The organism is Pseudomonas sp. B1(2018) (genome assembly GCF_003097365.1).
GTDB classification, from domain to species: Bacteria; Pseudomonadota; Gammaproteobacteria; order Pseudomonadales; family Pseudomonadaceae; genus Aquipseudomonas; species Aquipseudomonas laurylsulfatiphila.
This window is the reverse complement of record NZ_PYUK01000001.1, coordinates 1-22,643: the sequence shown is the minus strand read 5'-3', so window position 1 is coordinate 22,643 and position 22,643 is coordinate 1. Positions and strand designations below refer to the sequence as shown.

Genomic DNA, 22,643 nt, shown 5'->3' with positions numbered 1-22,643 from the left:
CTTCAACCGGCTGAACGCCCGGATAAAGATGATCGAGATCGGCTCGGCGTGGAGCCCTTTCCGGACGGTGGCGGCTGGTATCTATGGCGGGTGCCCACCCGCTAAACCGCACCGCGGTCCCTGTAGGAGCTGCCGAAGGCTGCGATCTTTTGATCTTGATCTTGAAAAAGCCAGATCAAAAGATCGCAGCCTTCGGCAGCTCCTACAAGGGTCGGGTTGGCCTCACAACCCCGACTTCAACCGACTGAACGCCCGGATCAACGCCCGGTTGAACGCCTTGCCATTGTCATTCTTGCTGTACAACGAAGCCTTGACCGCGGCCGGTGGATACGTCCCCGGATCATTGCGGATCGCCGGGTCGATCAAGTCATCCGCCGCCGTGATCGCATTGGCGTAATGGATGGTGTCGGTGATCGGTGCGATCACTTCCGGGGTCATCAGGTAGTCCATCAATGCCAGGCCGGCCTTCGGATGCGGCGCATCCCTGGGAATGACCATGGCATCGAACCAGATCAACGTGCCCTCCTTCGGAATCCGGTACTGGAGCGAATAGGGTTTACCCGCCGCCTCGGCCTGGCCCGCGGCGATGCCCACGTTGCCGTTCCACGACATCGCCACGCAGGTGTTGCCGTTGGCCAGGTCGCTGATGTTCAGGTCGTTGTCGAAGTAGCGGATGTACGGCCGAATCTTCGCCAGTTGCTGCTCGGCGAGTTTCAGGTCGTCGAGGTTCTGGCGGTTGATGTCCAGCCCCATGTACTTCATGACCGCCGCAAACACTTCATTGGGATCGTTGAGCAGGCTGACCCCGCAATCGGCGAATTTCGAGACCACGGCCGGGTCGAACAGCATCGCCCAACTGTCGGTCGGCGCGTCGGCCAAGCGCTGTTTCACGGCCTGTTCCTGATAACCCACGCCCGTGGTGCCCCAGGCATAGATCCCGGCATAGCGGTTGCCCGGATCGAACACCGCCATGTGCTGGCGGAACTCCTCGCCGACGCCGGCGAAATGCGGCAGTTGCTGCTTGTCGACCGTCTGCACCGCGCCACTCTCGATGGCGCGCGACAGGTGCTGCCCCGCCGTCAACACCAGGTCGTAGCCACTGCGGCCGGTGAGCAGCTTGGTCTCGACGGTTTCCAGGGAATCGAAATGATCGACCACCACATGAATGCCGGTTTTTTCCTCGAAGTTCTTCAGGGTATCCGGGGCCAGGTACTCGCCCCAGATATACAGGTTGACTACCGGCTTGGCGGTGTCGGCGGCCTGCACACACAGGGGTGCAAGCACCAGCAGTATTGCTTGAGTCAGTTTGTGCAGGCCCATATTTAAACTCCCTTTTTGTTGCAAGCAGTGCCGGCGTACTGCGGCATGGTGATGCATGCGACGTTGCCACCGCCGAGGAGGATTTCCCGGGAGTTTTCGATGCCGACGATGTTGTGTTTCGGAAACAGCTCGGCCAGGGTCGCCAGCGCCACCTTGTCGTTGCGATCACCAAACAGCGGCACCACGATGGCGCTGTTGCCGGCGTAGTAGTTGATGTACGACGCGCAGATCTTCGTCCCGACCTGGCGGGTATGGGTGCTGTCCTGCTGGTCCAGACCTTCGGCTTCTTCGGCCGTCCATTCCAGCACGTCCGGCTGCGGCAGCTTGTGCACGATCAGCTCGCGGCCGCGACTGTCGCGGGTGCTGCGCAGGATGTCATAGGCTTCCTGATAGATTTCCCACTGCGGGTCGTCGCGGTTGTCGGTCCATTGCAGCACCACTTCACCGGGGCGCACGAAGCAGGCGAGGTCGTCGACGTGGCCATCGGTTTCGTCGAACTTGCAGCCCCGCGGCAACCAGATCACCTGCTCGGCGCCGAGGTAATCGGTCAGGCGACGGGTGACTTCGTCCTTGCCCAGATGCTGGTTGCGGTTGCGATTGAGCAGGCATTGCTCGGTGGTGAGGATGCTGCCCTGGCCGTCGCTCTGGATGCCGCCCAGTTCGGCAATCAAGGGGGCGCGATAGCGGTCGAAGCGTTCGATTTCGAGGATCTTGCCCGCGATCTGGTCGTCCTTGTCCCATGGGTAGTACAGGCCGCCGTCGAGTCCGCCGTAGGCATTGAACTCGAAGTCGACGCCGCGCACTTCGCCGCTCTGGTCATTGACCACAAAGCACGGGCCGCTGTCGCGGAACCAGGTGTCGTTGCAGGTCATTTCCACCACACGCACCTGCGGCGGCAACTGGCGGCGCGCGGTGGCGAACTGTGCCGCCGAGGCGCACACGGTGACCGGTTCGCTCATGGAAATGGCGGTGACGATCTGCACCCAGACTTTCTGCGCAGGCTTTGCACCGTTGCGCCAGACGTCGGTGCGCTCCGGCCAGCCGAGCCAGCAACCGGACTTGGCTTCGAATTCGCCGGGCAGACGGAAACCGTCCTGTTTGGGAGTGGTGTCGAGCAAACGGGCCATGGTCAAACCTCTTCAGCAGGGATTGGAATGACCACAGGCTAAGGGCGTTGGCGACTGGCTCGCCAACGATGATTATTTCGGAATACTTGAATTCAACTCATCAATCGAGCAACTGATCGTTGAACCATTCCAGCATCTGCGCCACGGCCGGACGTTCCAGCCGCACCCGCTCGCACACCAGCGCATATTGGCCCAGGGCAGTCATGCTCGAGGTAAACGGCCGTACCAGGCGGCCGCTGAGCAAATCTTCCTGGGCCGTCAGGTTGTCGCCCATGGCCACGCCCTGCCCTTGCGCCGCCGCCTCCAGCGCAAGCCCCGCATGGGCGAAATACAACTGGCGGTCGGGACGCTGGTCGCCGGCATGGCTGGTGAGCCACGCGGTCCAGGTCTTGCCGTCCTGGTCGTCGTGCAGCAGGCAGTGACGGACCAGGTCCTTCGGGGTTTTCAGCGAGCCCTGGTTGAACAGGCCGGGGCTGCACACCGGGAAGAACTGCAACGCCGGCAGCGGCCGGACGAAATACGCGCTGCTGTCCACCGGGCCGGTGCCGTAGGTGATCGCCAGGTCGATGTCTTCCCCCGGCGCCGTGGCGTCGATCGGTTGTTCGTACAGGTGCAGGGTGATATGCGGATAGCGCGCATAGAAATCCGTGAGACGGCTCATCAGCCACTTTTGCGCCAGCTCGGCGGTTACCGCCAGACGCAGCACCGCGAGCGATGAAGGATCGCGCAGTTCATCGCAGGCGTCGCCAATCAGTTCGAACGCCTGCTGCAAACTCTGCATCAGGCGCCCGGCGGCCAGGGTCGGGCGAATCTGCCGGCCTTCGCGCACGAACAGCGGCACACCGAGCTGCTCCTCGAGCTGGCGAATCTGGTGGCTGACCGCGCTGTCGGTGACACACAACTCGGCCGCCGCCCGGCCGAAATGGGCGTGGCGGGCGGCGCATTCGAAGGTTCGCAGGGCTGCCAGTGAAGGTAATCGTCGCATCAGGTCGTGTCCCGGTTTCGAGGGGGACATGCTGACTTGGCCTTTGGCGGGCGTCCAGTATCACCGCGTTATCGTTCATCGCTGGCAAGCCAGCTCCCACAGGGGGCCGTGGCAAATACGGATTTTTGTGCACTTCGATCCACTGTGGGAGCTGGCTTGCCAGCGATGAGGCCGGTCCATTCACCACAAATCCACCCGCCCATCACCTTCCCTTATGGATCATGACATCCACCCGCACCCGGCACATGCTGGACGTGACCCGCGCACAAAGCGGCGAAGCCGAACTCATCCTGGCTTTTCGCGCCTGTCGAGTCACGCTAACGGTCTAGGCTGTTCCGGGTACGCTCAAGACAGCCGGAGGCTCCCATGCAACTCGAAGGTTCCTGCCATTGCGGCGCGGTGTCGTTCAGCCTGACCTGCGCCCACCCCTACCCGTACCAGCGTTGCTACTGCTCGATCTGCCGCAAGACCCAGGGCGGTGGCGGCTATGCGATCAACCTCGGTGGCGATGCCGCCAGCCTCAAGGTGCGCGGGCGCAAGCACATCGCGATTTACCATGCGCGGCTCAAGGAAGAAGGCGACAAACGCGCCCACAGCAGCAGCGCCGAGCGGCATTTCTGTGCGGTCTGCGGCTCGGGCCTGTGGCTGTTCAGCCCGCAGTGGCCGGAATTGATTCATCCATTCGCCTCGGCCATCGACACGCCACTGCCGGTGCCGCCGGAACACACGCACCTGATGCTCGGCTCGAAAGCGCCGTGGGTGGAGGTCCAGGCACAACCCGGGGATCAGCAGTTCGATCTGTACCCTGAAGAATCCATCGCCCAGTGGCATCAGCGTCTCGGCCTGGCTCGCTGAGAATAATTATCAGTTTTTTTCAGGCGGCAGTTCCCCTTTGCATGTTTCGTTCGGTTAACCCCTCAGAAGCACTTCAACTACCGATCGATTCGATGCAAAGGGATCCCCATGTCGCACCCGCTTGTCGCCCGTTTCCGTTTTGCCCTGTGCCCTCTGGCCCTGCCCGCCGCCCTGCTGAGCCTCGCCGCCCACGCCGCTGATACCGATGCCGAGAAGAAGCCGGCGAAGGACGACGGCGTACTGCAGCTGGGCGCAACGAACATTTCCGCCCAGGCGCTGGGCGCCACCACCGAAGGCACCCACTCCTACACCACCGGTTCAACGTCTTCGGCCACCGGCCTGCCCCTGTCGATCCGCGAAACGCCGCAATCGGTGACCGTCATCACCCGCCAGCAGATGGACGACCGCGGCGTGCAGACCATCGGCGACGCGCTGCGCAACACCCCCGGGATTTCGACGCAGAAGTACGACAGTGACCGCACCGAGTTTTCCGCCCGTGGCTTTGCCATCACCAACTTTCAGTACGATGGCATCAACATCCCGTATGACGGCGTCTACGGTGAAAACCCCAGCAATGGCGAAGACGCCTCCAGCCTGGACCGCATCGAAATCGTCAAGGGTGCGACCGGCCTGATGACCGGTTCGGGCGACCCGTCTGCCACCGTCAACCTGATCCGCAAGAAGCCGACCAAGGAATTCAAGGCATCGATCAGCGGCACCGTCGGTTCGTGGGATGCCTATCGCAGCGTCGGCGACATTTCCGGTTCGCTGAACGATTCCGGCAGCGTGCGTGGCCGCTTTGTCGGCGCCTATTCCGACAAGAACTCCTACCAGGATCACTACAGCCAGAAGAAGGACCTGTTCTACGGCATCCTCGAAGCCGACCTGACACCCGACACCCTGCTGACCTTCGGCGTCGACAAGTCCAGCACCACCCCGCGAGGCTCATCCTGGACCGGCAACCCGGTGTACTTCTCGGACGGCGGCCGTACCGACTTCCCGCGTCACTTCAACCCGGGCGCCGACTGGAGTCGTCGCGACTTCGACGACATCACCTACTTCGCCTCCCTGGAACAGGCCCTGGCCAACGACTGGACGTTCAAGGCCACTTTCGACCAGAAAACCACCGATCACGACACTCGCCTGGCCTCGGCCAGTGGCGGCAACCCGGATCGCGCCACCGGCGAAGGCATGTTCCTGTACTGGGGGCGCTGGGAAGGTCATCGCGTGCAAAACACCGCTGACGTGAACGTCACCGGCCCCTTCTCCCTCGGTGGCCGCGAGCATGAACTGGTGGCCGGCTTCATGGCCTCCCACTCGCGCCAGACCGGCGCGACCTTCGACACCAGTGCCTTCGCCATGGTCCCGGGGAGCATCTACGACTGGAACGGCGATCTGCCGGAACAGGACTTCCCGAAGAACGGCAAGTACGAACGCACCCAAAGCCAGAACGGCCTGTACCTGGCCACGCGCCTGCACGCGACCGATGACCTGTCGATCATCCTCGGCAGCCGCTTGAGCACCTTCAAGTACAACGAAGACTATTCGTACTATCCGGGTGCGGGACTCGATGACACCCATGCCAGCTACAAGGAACATGGCGTGGTCACGCCTTATGCCGGTGTGGTCTATGACCTGGACGACACCTACTCGGCCTACGCCAGCTACACCAGCATCTACCAGCCGCAAACCTACAAGGACATCAACGGTTCGACCCTGGCACCGGTCGAAGGCGACAGCTACGAAGCCGGCCTGAAAGCCGCCTACTTCGACGGGCGACTGAATGCCAGCCTGGCCTTCTTCCGCATCGAGCAAGACAACCTCGCCGAATCGATCGGCACCAACCCGGTGACCAACGAAGGCATCTACAAAGCCGTCGACGGCGCGACCACCAAAGGCGTGGAGCTGGAATTGGCCGGTGAACTGGCCGAAGGCTGGAACGTATCGGCCGGCTACACCTACGCCCGCACCCGTGACGCCGATGAACAGCGCATCTTCGGCTTCCCGCTGTCCACCAGCAAACCGGAACACGTCGTGCGTACGTTCACCACCTACCGCCTGCCCGGCGCACTGGACAAGGTGACCATCGGCGGCGGCATCAGCTGGCAGAGCGCGTTCTACGGCAAGATCTACAGCCCGACCGTGGGCGACTACACCCGCATCAAGCAAGGCGGATACACCCTCGTCGACCTGATGAGCCGCTACCAGTTCAACGAGAACCTGAGCTTCACCGTCAACGCCAATAACGTCTTCGACAAACGCTACCTGACGGGCCTGGGCAACTTCGACACCACGTACTACGGCGAACCACGCAACGTGATGCTGACCACCACGTGGGATTTCTGAAGCTGAAGACCTGACAAAAAACCGGCCAGAAAGGCCTAATGCCAGTCAGTTAAGCGTTTGATCACCGCAAACCTCGTGGGAGCGAGCTTGCTCGCGATGGCGGCTGGACAGTCAAACAAGGGGTGCCTGACCGTCTGCCATCGCGAGCAAGCTCGCTCCCACAATGTCCGGGGCTTAACTGATCGGCATTAGCCAGAAAGGCCGGTTTTTTTTTGGAGGGGACATTCACTGGTTAGGAGGTCACCGTCCCCTGTGGGAGCTGGCTTGTCGGGCCGCCGCATCGCAGCGATGGTCGTTAACGATAACGCGGGTGAACTGGATGAACGCGGCGCACTCGAGTCCATCGCCAGCAAGCTGGCTCCTAAAGTTTCCCGGGTTTGCGTTGATTATGCCGCGACCGGTACGCCGCTATGGAAACGGAATTCCACATCCGGGGATTCGATCAGTTCCTGTTCGGCGGCGCGCACCTTGTCGATCACCTGGGCGATGTCCCTGGCGTCGCCATACTGGTAGGCCAGTTTCAGGTAACCCTGGAAATGCCGGGCCTCGCTCTTGAGCAGGCCGAAATAGAACTTGCCCAGTTCTTCGTCCAGATGCGGCACCAGCGCTTCGAAACGCTCGCAACTGCGGGCCTCGATAAAGGCGCCCACCACCAAGGTGTCCACCAGTTTTACCGGCTCGTGACTGCGCACCACCTTGCGCAGGCCCGACGCATAACGCCCGGCGGACAGCTGGCGCAGCGCAATCTTGCGGCGCTTCATCAGGCGCATGACTTGCTCGTGGTGCACCAGTTCTTCCCGGGCCAGGCGCGACATCATGTTGATCAGGTCGACGTGGGAATGGTACTTGGCGATCAGGCTCAACGCGGTGCTGGCGGCCTTGAATTCGCAGTTCTTGTGGTCGATCAGCAAGGTTTCCTGATCGGCCAGCGCGGCTTGAACCCAGCCGTCGGGGGTGCGGCAGCCAAGGAACTCGTGAATTTCGGGAAGGATCATGGGGCTCACGGACAAATAGGTTCAAAACGAAGGGCGCCGATTATACCGGCCTGCCCGCAGACCACCAGTCGCCAACCGTTGATATGCATCAAGACCCCGAATCGCAGGCAGCAACTATAGTTGTGCAACGCCGTGCTTTTTAATTTTCAGGAGATCGCGCTCATGCAAGCCGTACGCAGCATTCTGGTGGTCATCGACCCCGAACACTCCGAAAGCCTGGCGCTCAAGCGGGCGAAGCTGATCGCCGGGGTGACCCAGGCGCAGTTGCATCTGCTGGTATGCGACCCCAAGCATGATCACAGTGGCATGTTGAGTGTGCTCAAGGCCGCTTTGACGGAGGACGGCTACAGCGTCACCACCGAGCAGGCCTGGAACCACAGCCTGCATCAAACCATCGTCGAGGTTCAGCAAGCCGAAGGCTGCGGTCTGGTGGTGAAGCAGCACTTTCCCGACAACGCCCTGAAAAAGGCCCTGCTGACACCCGAAGACTGGAAATTGCTGCGCCAATGCCCTTCCCCGGTACTGCTGGTGAAAACCGCTGGGTCATGGAAAGACAAAGTGATCCTGGCCGCTGTCGACGTCGGCAACACCGACCTCGAACACCGCCACCTGCACGACACCATCATCAATCATGGCTATGAAATCGCAACCCTGGCCAAGGCCCGTTTGCACGTGATCAGCGCCCACCCGTCGCCGATGCTGTCGTCGGCCGACCCGACGTTTCAACTCAGCGAAACCATCCAGGCGCGCTACCGCGAGCAATGCAGGTCGTTCCAGGCCGAGTACGACATCGACGATGAACACCTGCACATCGAGGAAGGCCCGGCGGACGTGTTGATTCCGTTCATGGTGCACAAGCTGCAGGCGGCCGTGACCGTCATCGGCACCGTGGCGCGTAGCGGGTTGTCAGGCGCGTTGATCGGCAATACGGCGGAAGTGGTGCTCGATGCGGTCGAGAGCGATGTATTGGTGCTCAAGCCGACGGAGATCGAGGATCATCTTGAGGAGATTGCCGGCAAGCATTGAGGGCAGATCAAAGGATCGCAGCCTGCGGCAGCTCCTACAGAAAAACACGGTCAATGTAGGAGCTGCCGCAGGCTGCGATCTTTTCAGCCGCCAAAAGCGTCTTTCAGAAACCCCGGCGCAATATAGCGCTGGTAATGCGCCTCGGAGAGCAGGAAAAACTCCCGATCAATGGCATCGCGCAATTCCGGCAGGCTCCAGTCGCGAAACTCCGGCAGCAACACCATCCCGTAGGCTTCCAGGTTGTTGATCACCCGCGCCCCCCGGGCGATCAACTGGTAAGCCCAGCAATATTCCGACTGATGGGGCACGAAACGGATCTTGCGTTGCTCCAGCTGCATCCGCAGCTGCGCCGGATCGAAAACTTCCACCTTGGCGGCCATCACTTGCGACAGCAATTGCTCAAGACGCAGCCATACAGCGCGCTTTTCCTCCTCGTTGTAACCGTTCCAGTGGATCACTTCGTGGTGGAAACGCTTGCAGCCACGGCACACCAGGTCACCGTAAACAGTGGAGCAAAGGCCGACGCACGGCGTCTTGATGGTCTGATTGGGCATAGGTAGGCAAAACGCGAAAAAGCAGAACAGGCCGGCATGTTAGACCTTTGTCCACCATTGATCACCCCTCAAAGTTCAGGGCCATGGCTAAATCGGCGTTTAGCGGCCGCCACCAAAGTCCAATAAAACCTGACTTACCTTAAATTTTTTTTTGCCGTAGAATCAGCCTGCCTTTTTAGGCGCCAATGTCCGTTAGAAGCTGTTTTCAAAGCGTCACGAGCACAGTCGTTCCTTCAGAGCGGTGTTGGCGAGGGGTTTTTCCAGCGGGGAAAAGCCCAACGCCAACCCTCATCAGCTCCCGTTCTGCAGGCGTAAAACTTTGAAAGCAGCTTCTGTAAGGAATTGTCGGTAATTCTGGCTAAGTGGCTCACAACGCCATGCAGCGCATGAGTACGGCAATTTCGGGATGAGCGTCCCGGACACCCATTTGGGACCACTGATGAGGGTAATAACTGTGCTTGAAGCCTACCGCAAACATATCGAAGAGCGCGCAGCACTGGGTATCGTTCCCCAGCCGCTAAACGCCGAACAAACTGCAGGCCTGGTCGAGCTGCTGAAAAATCCCCCGGCTGGCGAAGAAGCATTCCTCGTTGACCTGATCACCAATCGCGTTCCGCCTGGAGTGGACGAAGCAGCCTATGTCAAGGCCGGCTTCCTGTCCGCCATCGCCAAAGGCGAAGCCAACTCCCCCCTGATCGACAAGAAGCGCGCTGTTGAACTGCTCGGCACCATGCAGGGCGGCTACAACATCGTGACCCTGGTGAACCTGCTGGACGACGCCGAACTGGCGCCAGTAGCTGCCGAAGAACTCAAGCACACCCTGCTGATGTTCGATGCCTTCCACGACGTCGCTGAAAAAGCCAAGAACGGTAACGTTCACGCCAAAGGCGTGCTGCAATCCTGGGCTGACGGCGAGTGGTTCGTGAAGCGCCCGACCCTGGCCGACAAGATCAGCCTGCGCGTGTTCAAGGTCACCGGCGAAACCAACACCGACGACCTGTCCCCTGCGCCTGATGCCTGGTCCCGTCCGGACATCCCGCTGCACGCCCTGGCCATGCTGAAAATGGCTCGCGACGGCATCGTGCCTGACGCACAAGGCGTCACCGGCCCGATGAAGCAGATCGAAGAAATGCGCAACGCCGGCTTCCCGATCGCCTACGTCGGCGACGTGGTCGGTACCGGTTCTTCGCGTAAATCGGCGACCAACTCCGTACTGTGGTTCTTCGGCGACGACGTTCCTTACGTACCGAACAAGCGTGCCGGCGGTTTCTGCTTCGGCAGCAAGATCGCTCCGATCTTCTACAACACCATGGAAGATGCTGGCGCACTGCCAATCGAATTCGACGTTTCCAACATGCACATGGGCGACGTGATCGACCTGTACCCGCATGCTGGCAAAGTCTGCAAGCACGGCACCGACGAAGTCCTGACCACCTTCGAAATGAAGACCCCGGTCCTGTTGGACGAAGTTCGTGCCGGCGGCCGTATTCCGCTGATCATCGGCCGTGGCCTGACCGAGAAGGCTCGCACTGAGCTGGGCCTGCCACCTTCGACCCTGTTCAAGAAGCCTGAAGCTCCGGCTGAAAGCACCAAGGGTTTCACCCTGGCGCAGAAAATGGTCGGCAAGGCTTGCGGCGTGACCGGCGTTCGTCCGGGCACCTACTGCGAACCTAAGATGACCACCGTGGGTTCCCAGGACACCACCGGTCCAATGACCCGTGACGAACTGAAAGACCTGGCGTGCCTGGGCTTCTCGACCGACCTGGTGATGCAGTCCTTCTGCCACACCGCGGCTTATCCAAAGCCGATCGACGTGACCACCCACCACACCCTGCCTGACTTCATCATGACCCGCGGCGGTGTTTCCCTGCGTCCGGGCGACGGCATCATCCACTCGTGGCTGAACCGCATGCTGCTGCCGGACACCGTCGGTACCGGTGGTGACTCCCACACCCGTTTCCCGATCGGCATCTCGTTCCCGGCCGGTTCCGGCCTGGTTGCGTTCGCCGCAGCCACCGGCGTCATGCCGCTGGACATGCCTGAGTCGGTCCTGGTTCGCTTCAAGGGCGAACTGCAGCCAGGCGTCACCCTGCGTGACCTGGTTCACGCCATTCCTTACTACGCGATCCAGGCTGGCCTGCTGACCGTAGAGAAGAAAGGCAAGAAGAACGCCTTCTCCGGTCGCATCCTGGAGATCGAAGGCCTGCCTAAGCTGACCGTCGAGCAAGCGTTCGAACTGTCCGACGCCTCGGCTGAACGTTCGGCTGCCGGTTGCACCATCCAGCTGTCCAAAGAGTCGATTGCCGAATACCTGCAGTCCAACATCACCCTGCTGCGCTGGATGATCGGCGAAGGCTACGGCGATGCCCGTACCCTGGAGCGTCGTGCCCAGGCGATGGAAGCCTGGCTGGCCAACCCTGAGCTGATGGAAGCGGACAAGGACGCCGAGTACGCCGAAATCATCGAGATCGACCTGGCCGACATCAAGGAGCCTGTACTCTGCGCTCCGAACGACCCGGACGACGCTCGCCTGCTCTCCAGCGTTGCTGGCGAGAAGATCGACGAAGTGTTCATCGGTTCGTGCATGACCAACATCGGTCACTTCCGCGCTGCCGGCAAGTTGCTGGAACAGGTCAAGGGTCAGCTGCCAACCCGTCTGTGGCTGTCGCCGCCGACCAAGATGGACGCTCACCAGCTGACCGAAGAAGGCTACTACGGCATCTACGGCAAGGCCGGCGCGCGCATGGAAATGCCGGGCTGCTCGCTGTGCATGGGTAACCAGGCACGTGTAGAGCCGAACTCGACTGTCGTGTCGACTTCGACCCGTAACTTCCCGAACCGTCTGGGTGACGGCGCGAACGTCTACCTGGCTTCGGCCGAGCTGGCGTCCGTGGCTTCCATCCTGGGTCGCCTGCCGACCGTCGAGGAGTACATGGAATACGCTGGCAAGATCGACAGCATGGCGGCCGATGTCTACCGCTACCTGTCCTTCGACCAGATCGCCGAGTTCCGTGAAGCTGCTGCGAACGCCAACATCCCGGTCGTTCAAGCCTAACGTTGCAACGCAATGAAAAACGCCGCCCATCGTGAGATGAGCGGCGTTTTTTTATGCCGATGAAAAGTCACCGCCTGTTCCGGCCTCATCGCGGGCAAGCCCGCTCCCACAGTGATTAATGTCGTTCACAAAACCTGTGGGAGCGGGCTTGCCCGCGATGAGGCCAGCACATTCAGCAGAGTCATTTGTTCAGCTTGAGCGCCTGCTGCACCGCCCCATCTACACTCAAACCACTCAGAATCACACCGCTTGATTGCACCTGCGGCAACGCCGCCAACGCCGTTTGTGCATCGTCCTTGAGGCGAGCCAGGATCAGGCTCTGGCCTTCCTGATGCACATGCACGAAAAATCCCTGCAACGCCTCAATGCTGGTGCCATCCAGATCCGGCGACTCCTCCAGGCTGAGAATCACCGTATGAATCGGCGTTTGCGAATGCCGGATCAAGTGCAAGGCAGCGCCGAGAATCCGCTCGACATTGGCAAAGAACAACGCTTCAACCGGCCGCACAATCAACACGCCAGGCACGGCCTGGGCCGTTGGATGGCGTTGCAGGTCGACAAAGTCGTGACCACCATCGATGCGCCCGAGAATCTGGATATCCGCCGCCGACAGTTGCTTGAGCATCAACAACACACTGATCGCCACCGCCACCAGCAAGCCGTCCAGCACACCCAGCACCAATACCGCACCCACGGCGCAGATCACCAGCAAGCGGTCACGGCGCCAGATGAAATAGCGTCCCAGCGGTTGCAGGCTCAAGCCACGCCCCAACGCATGGATAACGATGGCGGCGAGAATCGGCTCCGGTGTCAGGGCGATATACGGCAGCACCGTCAGGACAATGAACAGCACCACCAGCGCCGCCACGATACCGGCCAGGCGCGAAGTGGCACCGGCGGCCTCATTGGCCGACGTCGCCGAATACCCCGCGCCCGCCGGCATGCCGTGGAACAGACCGGACAGCAGGTTGGAAGCACCCAGCGCCAGCAGGTCGCGGTTCGAGGTGACGCGATCACCGTGCTTGAGCGCATAGGCACTGATCGAGCCATACGACTCGGCATACAGAATCATCACCATGGCGAACGCCAACTCACCCAGACGCAACCAGTCGGCAAACGGCAGTACCGGCAGCTTTGGCACCTCCAGGCTCAGGTCGATCAAGCCGATCAGCTTCACGCCGTAGGCCGGCAGGTCCAGCCACTGCCCCGCTGCGATGCCGATCACCACCACCAGCAAACCACCCGGCAGGTGCCGGAACCGCGCGAACAGCCATAACAAGGCCAACGCCACGGCGCCGACCGTGGCTGCTACCCAGTTCCATTGCGGCAGTTGCTCCAGCAATTGCGGCAGAAAACCCACCAGGTTGGCTTCGGTCAGATGCACGCCCACTACGCTGGCGACCTGCTTGAGAATGATGGTCAGCGCCAGGCCAAAGGCAAAACCACGCAGCACCGGCTTGGCGATGAACGAGGTCACGCTGCCGAGTTTGAACAGCCCGGCCAACAGGAAAAACGCCCCGGTCACCAGCACCAGGCCGATGGCCAGGGTCGAGCGAAGCTCAGGGTCGCCATTGGCCAGGGTGGCGGTCGCGGCGGCCAGCACGGCGGCGGAGGATGAAGTGGCCGAGACAATGGCAAAACGGCTGGTGCCGAACAGGCCATAACACAGCAACCCGGCAAACAGGGCGATCACCCCGGCCTGGGGTGCCACTGCGGCGATGATTGAATAGGCGACGGCTTCGGGCAACAACAGGCCGGCTATCGACAACCCGGCCAACAGGTCCTGCCAGCGGTTGGGTTGCTCGGTGGGGGTTGCGTTGGGGGCGCTCGACAATCGAATGTCTCCAGGCGAAAAAAAGCCGCTGCACGTATCACGTGCAGCGGCCACTGTAGCTGAAAATCAAAGGGTAGCAGCCTGTAGGAGCTGCCGAAGGCTGCGATCTCTTGATCTTACGCGCTCAACGAATAAATCAACGCGGTAATCGCCACCAGGCCCACCGCCGTCACGAAGACGTTGGACGCCTGACCGCGATAGCGTGCCATCGCCGGCACCTTGCGAATGGCGTACATCGGCATCAGGAACAGGATCGCCGCGATCACCGGGCCACCGAGGGTTTCGATCATGCCCAGGATGCTCGGGTTCAGCGTGGCGACAATCCAGCACACCACCAGCATGAACGCGGCGGTCATGCGGTCCAGGGCCTTGGCGGACGGACGCTGGCCGCTCTTGACGATCAGCCCCTTGAGACCTTCGCTGGCGCCGATGTAGTGCCCCAGGAACGACTTGGAAATGGCCACGAAGGCAATCAACGGCGCCGCGAAGGCGATGGTCGGGTTGCTGAAGTGGTTGGCCAGGTACGACAGGATCGACAGGTTCTGCGCCTTGGCTTCAGCCAGTTGCGCTGGCGACAGGGTCAGCACGCAACTGAAGACGAAGAACAGCACCATCACCACCATCAACAGGTGCGCCCGGGACAGGATCTGCGAGCTGCGCTCCTCGGCGTGATCGCCGTAGCGACGCTTCTGGTCCACGGCGAAGGCCGAGATGATCGGTGAATGGTTGAACGAGAACACCATCACCGGAATCGCCAGCCACAGGGTGTGCAACAGCGCCGACGGAGCCGGCACGCTGCTGGCGGTGGTCAGGATGCCGCCGTTCCAGTGCGGAACCAGGTACACCGCCAGGAACAGCAAGGCGACGATGAACGGATAGACCATCAGGCTCATGGCCTTGACGATCAGTTGCTCACCGCAACGCACCACCGCCAGAAGGCCGAGGATCAGCACCAGCGACAGCACGGCGCGCGGTGGCGGCGTGATATGCAGTTGATGCTCGAGAAAGCTGCCCACGGTGTTGGTCAGGGCCACGCTGTAGATCAGCAGGATCGGGAAAATGGCGAAGAAGTACAGCAAGGTAATCAGCGCGCCGGCCTTGATGCCGAAATGCTCTTCCACCACTTCAGTGATGTCGGCGCCTTCGCGACCGGACAACACAAAACGGGTCAGCCCGCGGTGCGCGTAGAACGTCATCGGGAACGCCAGCAACGCCAGGATCAACAGCGGCCAGAAACCGCCGAGACCCGCATTGATCGGCAAAAACAGGGTGCCCGCACCAATCGCCGTGCCAAACAGGCCCAGCATCCACGTGGTGTCCTGGCGATTCCAGCTCGAAAGCGTTGCGGGTGTTGCTGCTACATAGCGTTTGTTGACGCTATTGGCCTGATCATTCATCCGGTGGGATCTCCACATTCCGGTCACTTGCCACCCGGTCAGAACGCGTCGGAATACCCGACAAGCAGCGCCCTGACCGGAACAGGGGCGCGATTCTGGAGGATTAGTGAACAGAAGCAAAGACTTAGGTGAGGAACGGTGGTACCAGATTGACGAGAGTCCCCCTGTGGGAGCGGGCTTGCTCGCGAAAGCGGTGTGTCAGACACATCAATGCTGAATGTGCCGCCGTCTTCGCGAGCAAGCCCGCTCCCACAGGGACTTGGCGGTTTTCAGATCCCGCGCTTGATCGCAAGATGGCGTTTGCCACTTGATAAAGGTCTACCATCATGTATTTTTAAACAACCTGCATTCCTTCTGGAGTCTTCCCATGCCACTGGTTCGCGTCGACATCAAAAAACATCAGGACCCCACCCACGCCAAACGCATCGGCCAACTGATCTACGCCGCCATGCACAGCACCATCGGCGTGCCGGAGAACGATAATTTCCAGATACTCGCCGAACACGATGAGCAGCATTTCATCTTTGATCCCGGTTACCTGGGTATCGACCGCACGGACCAGTTGGTGGTGATCCAGATCACCATGAGCGAAGGGCGAACCGTCGAGCAGAAAAAAAACCTCTACAAAACCATCGCCGAAAGCCTTCACACAGAGCTGGGTGTGCGCCTGGAGGATGTTTTCATCAATCTGGTGGAAGTCAAAAAAGAGAACTGGTCGTTCGGCAACGGAATTGCCCAATACGCCCTCTGATATTCAACCTGCAACCGAGAAAGCCCCATGCCCCGCGTTTCCCGCAAACAAGCCGACCTCAACCGCGAGACCATCGTCGAAGCCGCCACGCGGTTGTTCCGCGAACGCGGTTTGCATGGAATCAGCGTGGTCGATGTGATGGCCGCCGCAGGCCTGACCCACGGCGGCTTCTACGGGCACTTCGAATCCCGCGAAGCCTTGGCGCAAGAGGCCAGTGGCCGGGCTTTCGAGCAGGCCGCGCAACGCTGGCAAGCACGGGTGGCCGATCAGGAGAGCAAGGACACCGCCCGCCGTGCCGTGATCGGAACGTACCTGTCCAGCGAAAGCCGGGACAATCCGGGTGACAGCTGCCCGGTAGTGGCCTTTGCCGGGGACATGTGCCACGAGGCCGCCGAGAGCGGTTTGCGTCAAACCTATCTGCAGGGCCTGAACAACCTGCTCGACTCCCTGGGCTCACTGCTCGACACCGAGGACGAAGCCGACAAACGGCAGCAGGCGCTGGTGCAGTATTCGCTGATGTTCGGCGCGCTGATGTTGTCCCGGGCGACCCGCGGCGATCCACTGTCGGATGAAATTCTCGAGGCTGCACGGGCAGCACTCTCGGCTTCAAAATAAAAGGTTCTTCACGCAATCCCGGGAAACGGTAGGAGCCAGCCTGCTGGCGATGGACTCAAGCGCGCCGCGTTCATCCAGGTCACCCGCGTTATCGTTAACGACCATCGCTGGCAAGCCAGCTCCCACAGGGGACCGCGTCCACGCTAAAACTGTAGGAGCCAGCCTGCTGGCGATGGACTCCAGTGCGCCGCGCTCATCCAGCCCACACGCGTTATCGTTAACGACCATCGCTGGCAAGCCAGCTCCCACAAAGGACCGTGCCCACGCTAAAACTGTAGGAGCCAGCCTGCTGGCGATGGACTCCAGTGCAACGCGTTCATCCAGCTCACACGCGTTATCGTTAACGACCATCGCTGGCAAGCCAGCTCCCACAGCGGACCGCGTCCACACAGAAAAACTGTAGGAGCCAGCCTGCTAGCGATGGACTCAAGCGCGCCGCGTTTATCCAATTCACACGCGTTATCGTTAACGACCATCGCTGGCAGGCCAGCTCCCACAGGGGACCGCGTCCACTCCGAAACTGTAGGAGCCAGCCTGCTGGCGATGGACTCAAGCGCGCCGCGTTCATCCAGCTCACACGCGTTATCGTTAACGACCATCGCTGGCAAGCCAGCTCCTACACACGCAGTTCCGCATGAAATGGCGCAGACCGCGATCGCCGGCGGTTGCCAAGCTATCCTGAAATCAGCAATCTCAAGCGACGTTCGAGCCGATTTTCCGATGCCCACAGGGAGCCAAGCATGCCTGTAACCGTTCTGGTACTGGTTGAAACCATCAATGATTACCTGCCTATCCTCGAACATCAGGGTTTCCACCTGATACTGGCCCCGACGCCCGCCGAGCGCGCCGAAGCCATCGCCCGCCACGCCGGGCAGATCGACGCCGTCCTGACCCGGGGTCCATTGGGGCTGTATGCCGATGAAATCGCCGCGCTGCCCAAACTCAAGATCATCTGCGTGATCGGCGCCGGCTATGAACACGTCGACTTGCAAGCCGCCGCCGACCGGGGCATCACCGTCACCAATGGTGCCGGGGTCAACGCCTCGTCCGTCGCCGACCATGCCATGGCGCTGTTGCTGTCGCTGGTACGCGACGTGCCCCGCTGTGATGCCGCCGTTCGGCGCGGCGAGTGGCCGAAGATCATGCGCCCTTCCCTCGCCGGCAAACGCCTGGGCATCCTCGGCCTCGGCGCGGTCGGCATGGCCATCGCCAAACGTGCCGGTGCCGGCTTCGACATGAGCATCTGCTACCACAACCGGCAACGTCGCAGCGATGTGCCCTACACGTTCTGCTCCACCCCGACCGAGCTGGCGCGCGCCTCGGACTTCCTGATCGTCGCCACGCCCGGCGGCCTGGGCACCAAGCACCTGATCAATCGCCAGGTGCTCGACGCCTTGGGCCCCCAGGGTTTCATCGTCAACATCGCCCGAGCCAGTGTGATTGCCACCGCCGACCTGATCACCGCCCTGGAGCAACGCCGGATCGCCGGCGCCGCGCTGGATGTGTTCGACGCTGAACCGAAGGTGCCGGATACGCTCAAGACCCTGAGCAACGTGATCCTCACGCCCCATGTCGCCGGACTGTCCCCGGAGGCCACCCAGGGCACCGTCGAACTGGTGGGCAAGAACCTCGTGGCGTTTTTCTCCAGCCAACCGGTGCTGACGCCGATCGACTTGCCGCCGGCCAGGAGCCGGGTCGTTCATTGACGGCAATTCAAACAGCTGTATCAAAAACAATGATTGGTCGGCAACACGCTCACCTATAAGAGCCGATCGCGGTTGTGGCTGCGGGGTGTGCGCATTAGATTAGCCAATAGTTTCAGGCCTCCAGAATAAGCAGAAGGGATAAGCATGGCGCTTACTGACCAGTCCACCCGTATCCGCACCGGCGAAGAGCTCGATGCCAGCCTGATCGATCCCTACCTCAAGGCCCATATACCGGGGCTCAGCGGTTTGCCGAAGATCAGCCAGTTCCCGGGCGGCGCTTCAAACCTCACCTACTTGCTGGAATACCCCGAACAAGAGTTCGTCCTGCGTCGCCCGCCCTTCGGCCACAAGGCCAAGTCAGCTCACGACATGGGCCGTGAATTCCGCATCCTCAATCAACTGCGCGACGGATTTCCGTACTGCCCCAAAGCTTACGTGCACTGCACCGACGAATCGGTGATCGGTGCCGAGTTCTACGTGATGGAACGGGTCAACGGCATCATCCTGCGCTCCGACCTGCCGCCGGAACTGGGGCTGGACTCAGCGAAAACCGAAGCCCTGTGCAAGAGCTTCATCGACAAGTTCGTCGAACTGCACCAGGTCGACTACAACGCCTACGGCCTGGGTGACCTCGGCAAGCCGGAAGGCTACGTGGCGCGCCAGATCAAAGGCTGGAGCGATCGCTACGAGAAGGCCCTGACCCCGGACGCGCCACAATGGCAAACGGTGAAAGCCTGGCTCAACGACAAGATGCCGGCCGACCATCCGACCTCCAGCATCGTGCACAACGACTACCGCTTCGACAACGTCATCCTCGACCCGGCCAACCCGATGCAGATCATCGGCGTGCTTGACTGGGAGCTGACCACCCTGGGCGATCCGCTGATGGACCTGGGCAACACCCTCGCCTACTGGATCGAAGCCGATGATCCGGCACCGGTGCAGATGATGCGCCGCCAGCCAAGCCACGCGCCGGGCATGTTGACCCGCCGCGAGTTCGTCGATTACTACGCCCAACGCTCGGGCATCCAGATCGACAATTTCGACTTCTACTACACCTACGGCCTGTTCCGCCTGGCCGGCATCGTGCAGCAGATCTACTACCGCTTCTACCACGGCCAGACCCAGGACAAACGCTTCGCGCAATTCATTCACATGAACAAGCTGCTGGAGCAGATGAGCCTGCAGGTGATCCAGAAATCCAGCCTGTAGGAACGAGCCTGCTCGCGATGATCGTGAACGATAACGCGCACTGACTGGCCTCGACTGAACAGCATTGGCCACACACGGCATTTGACTCGATAACAAGACTTTTCATAAGGGAATCCCATGTCCAAGACTCAGTTGTTCGACCTCGACGGCAAGATCGCTTTCGTCTCCGGCGCCAGCCGTGGCATCGGTGAAGCCATCGCCAAACTGCTGGCCCAGCAAGGCGCCCACGTGATCGTCTCCAGCCGCAAGCTTGAGGGCTGCCAACACGTCGCCGACGCGATCATCGCCGCCGGCGGCAAGGCCACCGCCATCGCCTGCCACATCGGCGAAATGGAACAGATCAGCCAGGTCTTCGCCGGCATCAAGGAACAGTTCGGCCGCCTCGACATCCTGGTCAACAACGCCGCGACCAACCCGCAATTCTGCAACGTCCTGGACACCGACCTCAGCGCCTTCCAGAAAACCGTCGACGTCAACATCCGCGGCTACTTCTTCATGTCGGTGGAAGCCGGCAAGCTGATGCGCGAAAACGGTGGTGGCAGCATCATCAACGTCGCGTCGATCAACGGCGTTTCGCCGGGGATCTTCCAGGGCATCTACTCGGTGACCAAGGCGGCGGTGATTAACATGACCAAAGTATTCGCCAAGGAATGCGCGCAATTCGGGATTCGTTGCAATGCCCTGCTGCCGGGGCTGACCGACACCAAGTTTGCTTCGGCACTGGTGAAGAATGAGGCGATCTTGAACACGGCGCTGCAGCAGATTCCGCTAAAGCGCGTGGCGGACCCGAGTGAAATGGCGGGGGCGGTGCTGTATTTGGCGAGTGATGCTTCGAGTTATACGACTGGGGTTTCGTTGAATGTGGATGGTGGTTTTTTGTCCTGACTCGCTGCTCTGAATGAAAGAAAGGCAGCCGTTAGGCTGCCTTTCCTGGTTTCATTCGGCCCGGTTACACATGTTTGACAGACTGTAAGATCAGGGTGTTGCCACATCGCGATCACGCCCTCACAAGTCATTCTGAACAAGCGACATCTGGCATTAAGCTGCGACTACATCCACCAACACTTCCAACTCTCTATCTACGCCTGCCACCGTTGCAACTGCACGAATCGTATAAACACCTGCACGTTGAAAAAGACTTAGATTAAAGGCCAGTCCTCGGTTATCCGTTGTGACTTCGATCGTTTCTTCCTCCGAGCCTGGCGCGTAGAACGTCACAGGCACGCCAACCAAAGGCTGTCCCTCCAAACTGGTTAGCGCCACACGATAAGAAAAAAACGTATTGGTATCACTTGGATTTTTTTCAGGAGGACGAAGAAGCGGACTCCCGCCAAAACTTTCAAACCGAGTATTAATCGGCGCAAACAAACGATTACTCGGCGTCAGCAGCACCGCCTGCTCTTCCACAGTGAACAACTTCAGCTTGAATGCTCCAATCTTATTCTCCGCAGCTGTAATCACCCATTCGTGATTGACTGTTTGCTCAAGCAAAGGTGGCTGGCTAGTCAAGTCACCTGGTACAAGACCCGATTCCAGCAATGCGTCCAAGGCCAGATCGATACCGGGCAACAGATACGGGCTTTTGTAAGCCAGGGTGAGTGTTGCCGTACCTCCTGAAGGGATATCCGCTCCAGTTAATGGCATCTCAACACCGTTCAGCAAAACTGTCACTTCATCCGCCAGATCGCTCGAAATCACCAGACTTCGGTGTTCCCACACCTCCACTACTTCCCTGCTGAAAAAAACCAGGGTGACACGACCGCTCTTGCCAGCGTCCGGTGTAATCTTCCATTCGAACTTGCGGTGGTCGGGATCAACCCAATTGCCAAAATCCGGCGATGCAACGATGTTCAAACCGCCATTCTGAGGCAACCCCAGGTTGAGTGCCTTGGCGACTTCGGGTGGGGCCTCCACCGTTACAACGTTTTCCTGCCCACGGAGCAAAACGGGTTCCGCGCCCCCTTCCACTTTCTTGCCGTTGATCAACAACGTAGCTTGTTTCCAAGGGTTTGATACAGCGGTCGCGGCTTCTAATTCGGTGGTCATGAGGATGCGTCCCTTCTCAGTAATGGACATTAAAAACAGTCCGTTAACTATCGGGAAAAATCGACAAACTGAAAACGGGCATAAATGACAGGTCATTCAAAATAAATCGCGATAAAATATCTAAATTTGCATATCAAAGTCACGTATGGAATGAAGTCAGTGCTCGACTCGACAGCTGGTTCACCTTTGTCTCCGGTGCCAGCCGTGGTATTGGTGAAGCCATCGCCTGCCACATCGGTGAAATGGAGCACGGCACTGCAGCAGATCCCGCTCAAACGCGTGGCCGATCCAGACAAGATGGCGGGGGCGGTGCCTTCCCTCGCCAGCGATGCTCCCGCTATACCACCGCGGTTTCGTTGAAGGTGGATGCTGGCTTCCTGCCCTGACTTGGTGTCTTGAAAAAAAGAGAGGCAGCCGGTTGGCTGCCTTTTAGTTTCAACTGCGATGAATAATTATTAAGTGTCCTGCGGATTATGATTATCCCACTCCGCATTCACCAACTGTCTCCATGATTGCTCCACTCATCATCAAATCGCAGACCCAGCATTTACACTAACAAATACAAGCGTCATTTCGACAGACAAGAAAGCATTAACCACGTCTCAATGGGCGCGACACCGCCATACATTACAACCAACTCGAACCGCCCAGTTCCATTACGAGCCGTGACATCTCAATACTGACTAGTGTGCCAATTCTAATCGGCTGACAACACAGTACAAGAGATTTCCCAAGCCTGGGCAACGTCCTTACTCAGCAACGTATCATTTTTATATAAACTTCAGGGACCCGCTGCGAACCACACACTGTCTTCGGCAC

At 60.1% G+C, this 22,643-nt stretch carries 17 protein-coding genes and 1 pseudogene; 10 read left to right on the top strand and 8 right to left on the bottom strand.

All coding sequences use genetic code 11. The features are described from left to right. Positions 1-222: 222 nt before the first annotated feature. The 3 genes from C9422_RS00095 to C9422_RS00085 form a co-directional block, all read right to left on the bottom strand. Positions 223-1,320: an extracellular solute-binding protein gene (locus C9422_RS00095; protein WP_116579213.1), complete on the bottom strand. Its 1,098-nt coding sequence runs from the start codon at positions 1,318-1,320 to the stop codon at positions 223-225. Between the two features lie 2 nt (positions 1,321-1,322). Continuing rightward, positions 1,323-2,447, bottom strand: coding sequence for an agmatine deiminase (gene aguA, locus C9422_RS00090; protein WP_116579212.1), 1,125 nt, complete (start codon positions 2,445-2,447; stop codon positions 1,323-1,325). 100 nt (positions 2,448-2,547) lie between these two features. Next, positions 2,548-3,432 (bottom strand): LysR substrate-binding domain-containing protein, encoded by an 885-nt coding sequence (locus C9422_RS00085; RefSeq protein WP_116579211.1) that lies wholly within the window; start codon positions 3,430-3,432, stop codon positions 2,548-2,550. A 366-nt stretch (positions 3,433-3,798) separates the two neighbouring features. Between C9422_RS00085 and C9422_RS00080 the strand changes: the two genes are divergently transcribed. Next, positions 3,799-4,287, top strand: coding sequence for a GFA family protein (locus C9422_RS00080; RefSeq protein ID WP_116579210.1), 489 nt, complete (start codon positions 3,799-3,801; stop codon positions 4,285-4,287). Between the two features lie 108 nt (positions 4,288-4,395). After that, positions 4,396-6,633, top strand: a complete 2,238-nt coding sequence (locus C9422_RS00075; RefSeq protein WP_116579209.1) for a TonB-dependent siderophore receptor — start codon at positions 4,396-4,398, stop codon at positions 6,631-6,633. Positions 6,634-7,019: 386 nt separating this feature from the next. Here C9422_RS00075 and C9422_RS00070 read toward each other — a convergent pair whose 3' ends face one another. Further along, the gene (locus C9422_RS00070; protein ID WP_116579208.1) at positions 7,020-7,628 is read right to left on the bottom strand and encodes a tRNA-(ms[2]io[6]A)-hydroxylase; all 609 of its coding nucleotides are present in this window, start codon (positions 7,626-7,628) and stop codon (positions 7,020-7,022) included. Positions 7,629-7,790: 162 nt separating this feature from the next. On the opposite strand from C9422_RS00070, the gene C9422_RS00065 reads away from it, so the two are divergent. After that, complete coding sequence (locus C9422_RS00065) at positions 7,791-8,654, top strand: universal stress protein (RefSeq protein WP_116579207.1); 864 nt, start codon at positions 7,791-7,793, stop codon at positions 8,652-8,654. A gap of 83 nt (positions 8,655-8,737) precedes the next feature. Here C9422_RS00065 and C9422_RS00060 read toward each other — a convergent pair whose 3' ends face one another. Next, positions 8,738-9,208: a DUF1289 domain-containing protein gene (locus C9422_RS00060; protein ID WP_116579206.1), complete on the bottom strand. Its 471-nt coding sequence runs from the start codon at positions 9,206-9,208 to the stop codon at positions 8,738-8,740. Positions 9,209-9,662: 454 nt separating this feature from the next. On the opposite strand from C9422_RS00060, the gene acnB reads away from it, so the two are divergent. Beyond that, on the top strand, positions 9,663-12,263 hold the full coding sequence (gene acnB / locus C9422_RS00055; protein WP_033048038.1) for a bifunctional aconitate hydratase 2/2-methylisocitrate dehydratase: 2,601 nt from the start codon (positions 9,663-9,665) through the stop codon (positions 12,261-12,263). Between the two features lie 181 nt (positions 12,264-12,444). On the opposite strand, the gene C9422_RS00050 is transcribed toward acnB, so the two are convergent. After that, positions 12,445-14,097, bottom strand: a complete 1,653-nt coding sequence (locus tag C9422_RS00050) for a SulP family inorganic anion transporter (RefSeq protein WP_116579205.1) — start codon at positions 14,095-14,097, stop codon at positions 12,445-12,447. A 116-nt stretch (positions 14,098-14,213) separates the two neighbouring features. Next, the gene (locus C9422_RS00045; protein ID WP_015095407.1) at positions 14,214-15,494 is read right to left on the bottom strand and encodes a serine/threonine transporter; all 1,281 of its coding nucleotides are present in this window, start codon (positions 15,492-15,494) and stop codon (positions 14,214-14,216) included. A gap of 367 nt (positions 15,495-15,861) precedes the next feature. On the opposite strand from C9422_RS00045, the gene C9422_RS00040 reads away from it, so the two are divergent. The 5 genes from C9422_RS00040 to C9422_RS00015 all read left to right on the top strand — a co-directional run bounded on the left by C9422_RS00040 (position 15,862) and on the right by C9422_RS00015 (position 20,663). Next, positions 15,862-16,245 carry a tautomerase family protein gene (locus C9422_RS00040; RefSeq protein WP_116579204.1) on the top strand — a complete coding sequence of 128 codons (384 nt, stop codon included), beginning with the start codon at positions 15,862-15,864 and terminating at the stop codon, positions 16,243-16,245. Positions 16,246-16,272: 27 nt separating this feature from the next. Beyond that, the gene (locus C9422_RS00035; protein ID WP_116579203.1) at positions 16,273-16,860 is read left to right on the top strand and encodes a TetR/AcrR family transcriptional regulator; all 588 of its coding nucleotides are present in this window, start codon (positions 16,273-16,275) and stop codon (positions 16,858-16,860) included. 740 nt (positions 16,861-17,600) lie between these two features. Beyond that, positions 17,601-18,566 carry a 2-hydroxyacid dehydrogenase gene (locus C9422_RS00025; RefSeq protein WP_116579201.1) on the top strand — a complete coding sequence of 322 codons (966 nt, stop codon included), beginning with the start codon at positions 17,601-17,603 and terminating at the stop codon, positions 18,564-18,566. A gap of 144 nt (positions 18,567-18,710) precedes the next feature. Next, positions 18,711-19,778 carry a phosphotransferase family protein gene (locus C9422_RS00020; protein WP_116579200.1) on the top strand — a complete coding sequence of 356 codons (1,068 nt, stop codon included), beginning with the start codon at positions 18,711-18,713 and terminating at the stop codon, positions 19,776-19,778. 117 nt (positions 19,779-19,895) lie between these two features. Then, positions 19,896-20,663 carry an SDR family oxidoreductase gene (locus C9422_RS00015; RefSeq protein ID WP_007976320.1) on the top strand — a complete coding sequence of 256 codons (768 nt, stop codon included), beginning with the start codon at positions 19,896-19,898 and terminating at the stop codon, positions 20,661-20,663. 153 nt (positions 20,664-20,816) lie between these two features. Here the strand turns inward: C9422_RS00015 and C9422_RS00010 are convergent, their stop codons facing one another. Beyond that, positions 20,817-21,824, bottom strand: a complete 1,008-nt coding sequence (locus C9422_RS00010; protein WP_133248987.1) for an Ig-like domain-containing protein — start codon at positions 21,822-21,824, stop codon at positions 20,817-20,819. A 246-nt stretch (positions 21,825-22,070) separates the two neighbouring features. Between C9422_RS00010 and C9422_RS32430 the strand changes: the two are divergent. Further along, a pseudogene (locus C9422_RS32430) lies at positions 22,071-22,210 on the top strand (SDR family oxidoreductase); the annotation flags it as partial. Between the last annotated feature and the right edge of the window lie 433 nt (positions 22,211-22,643).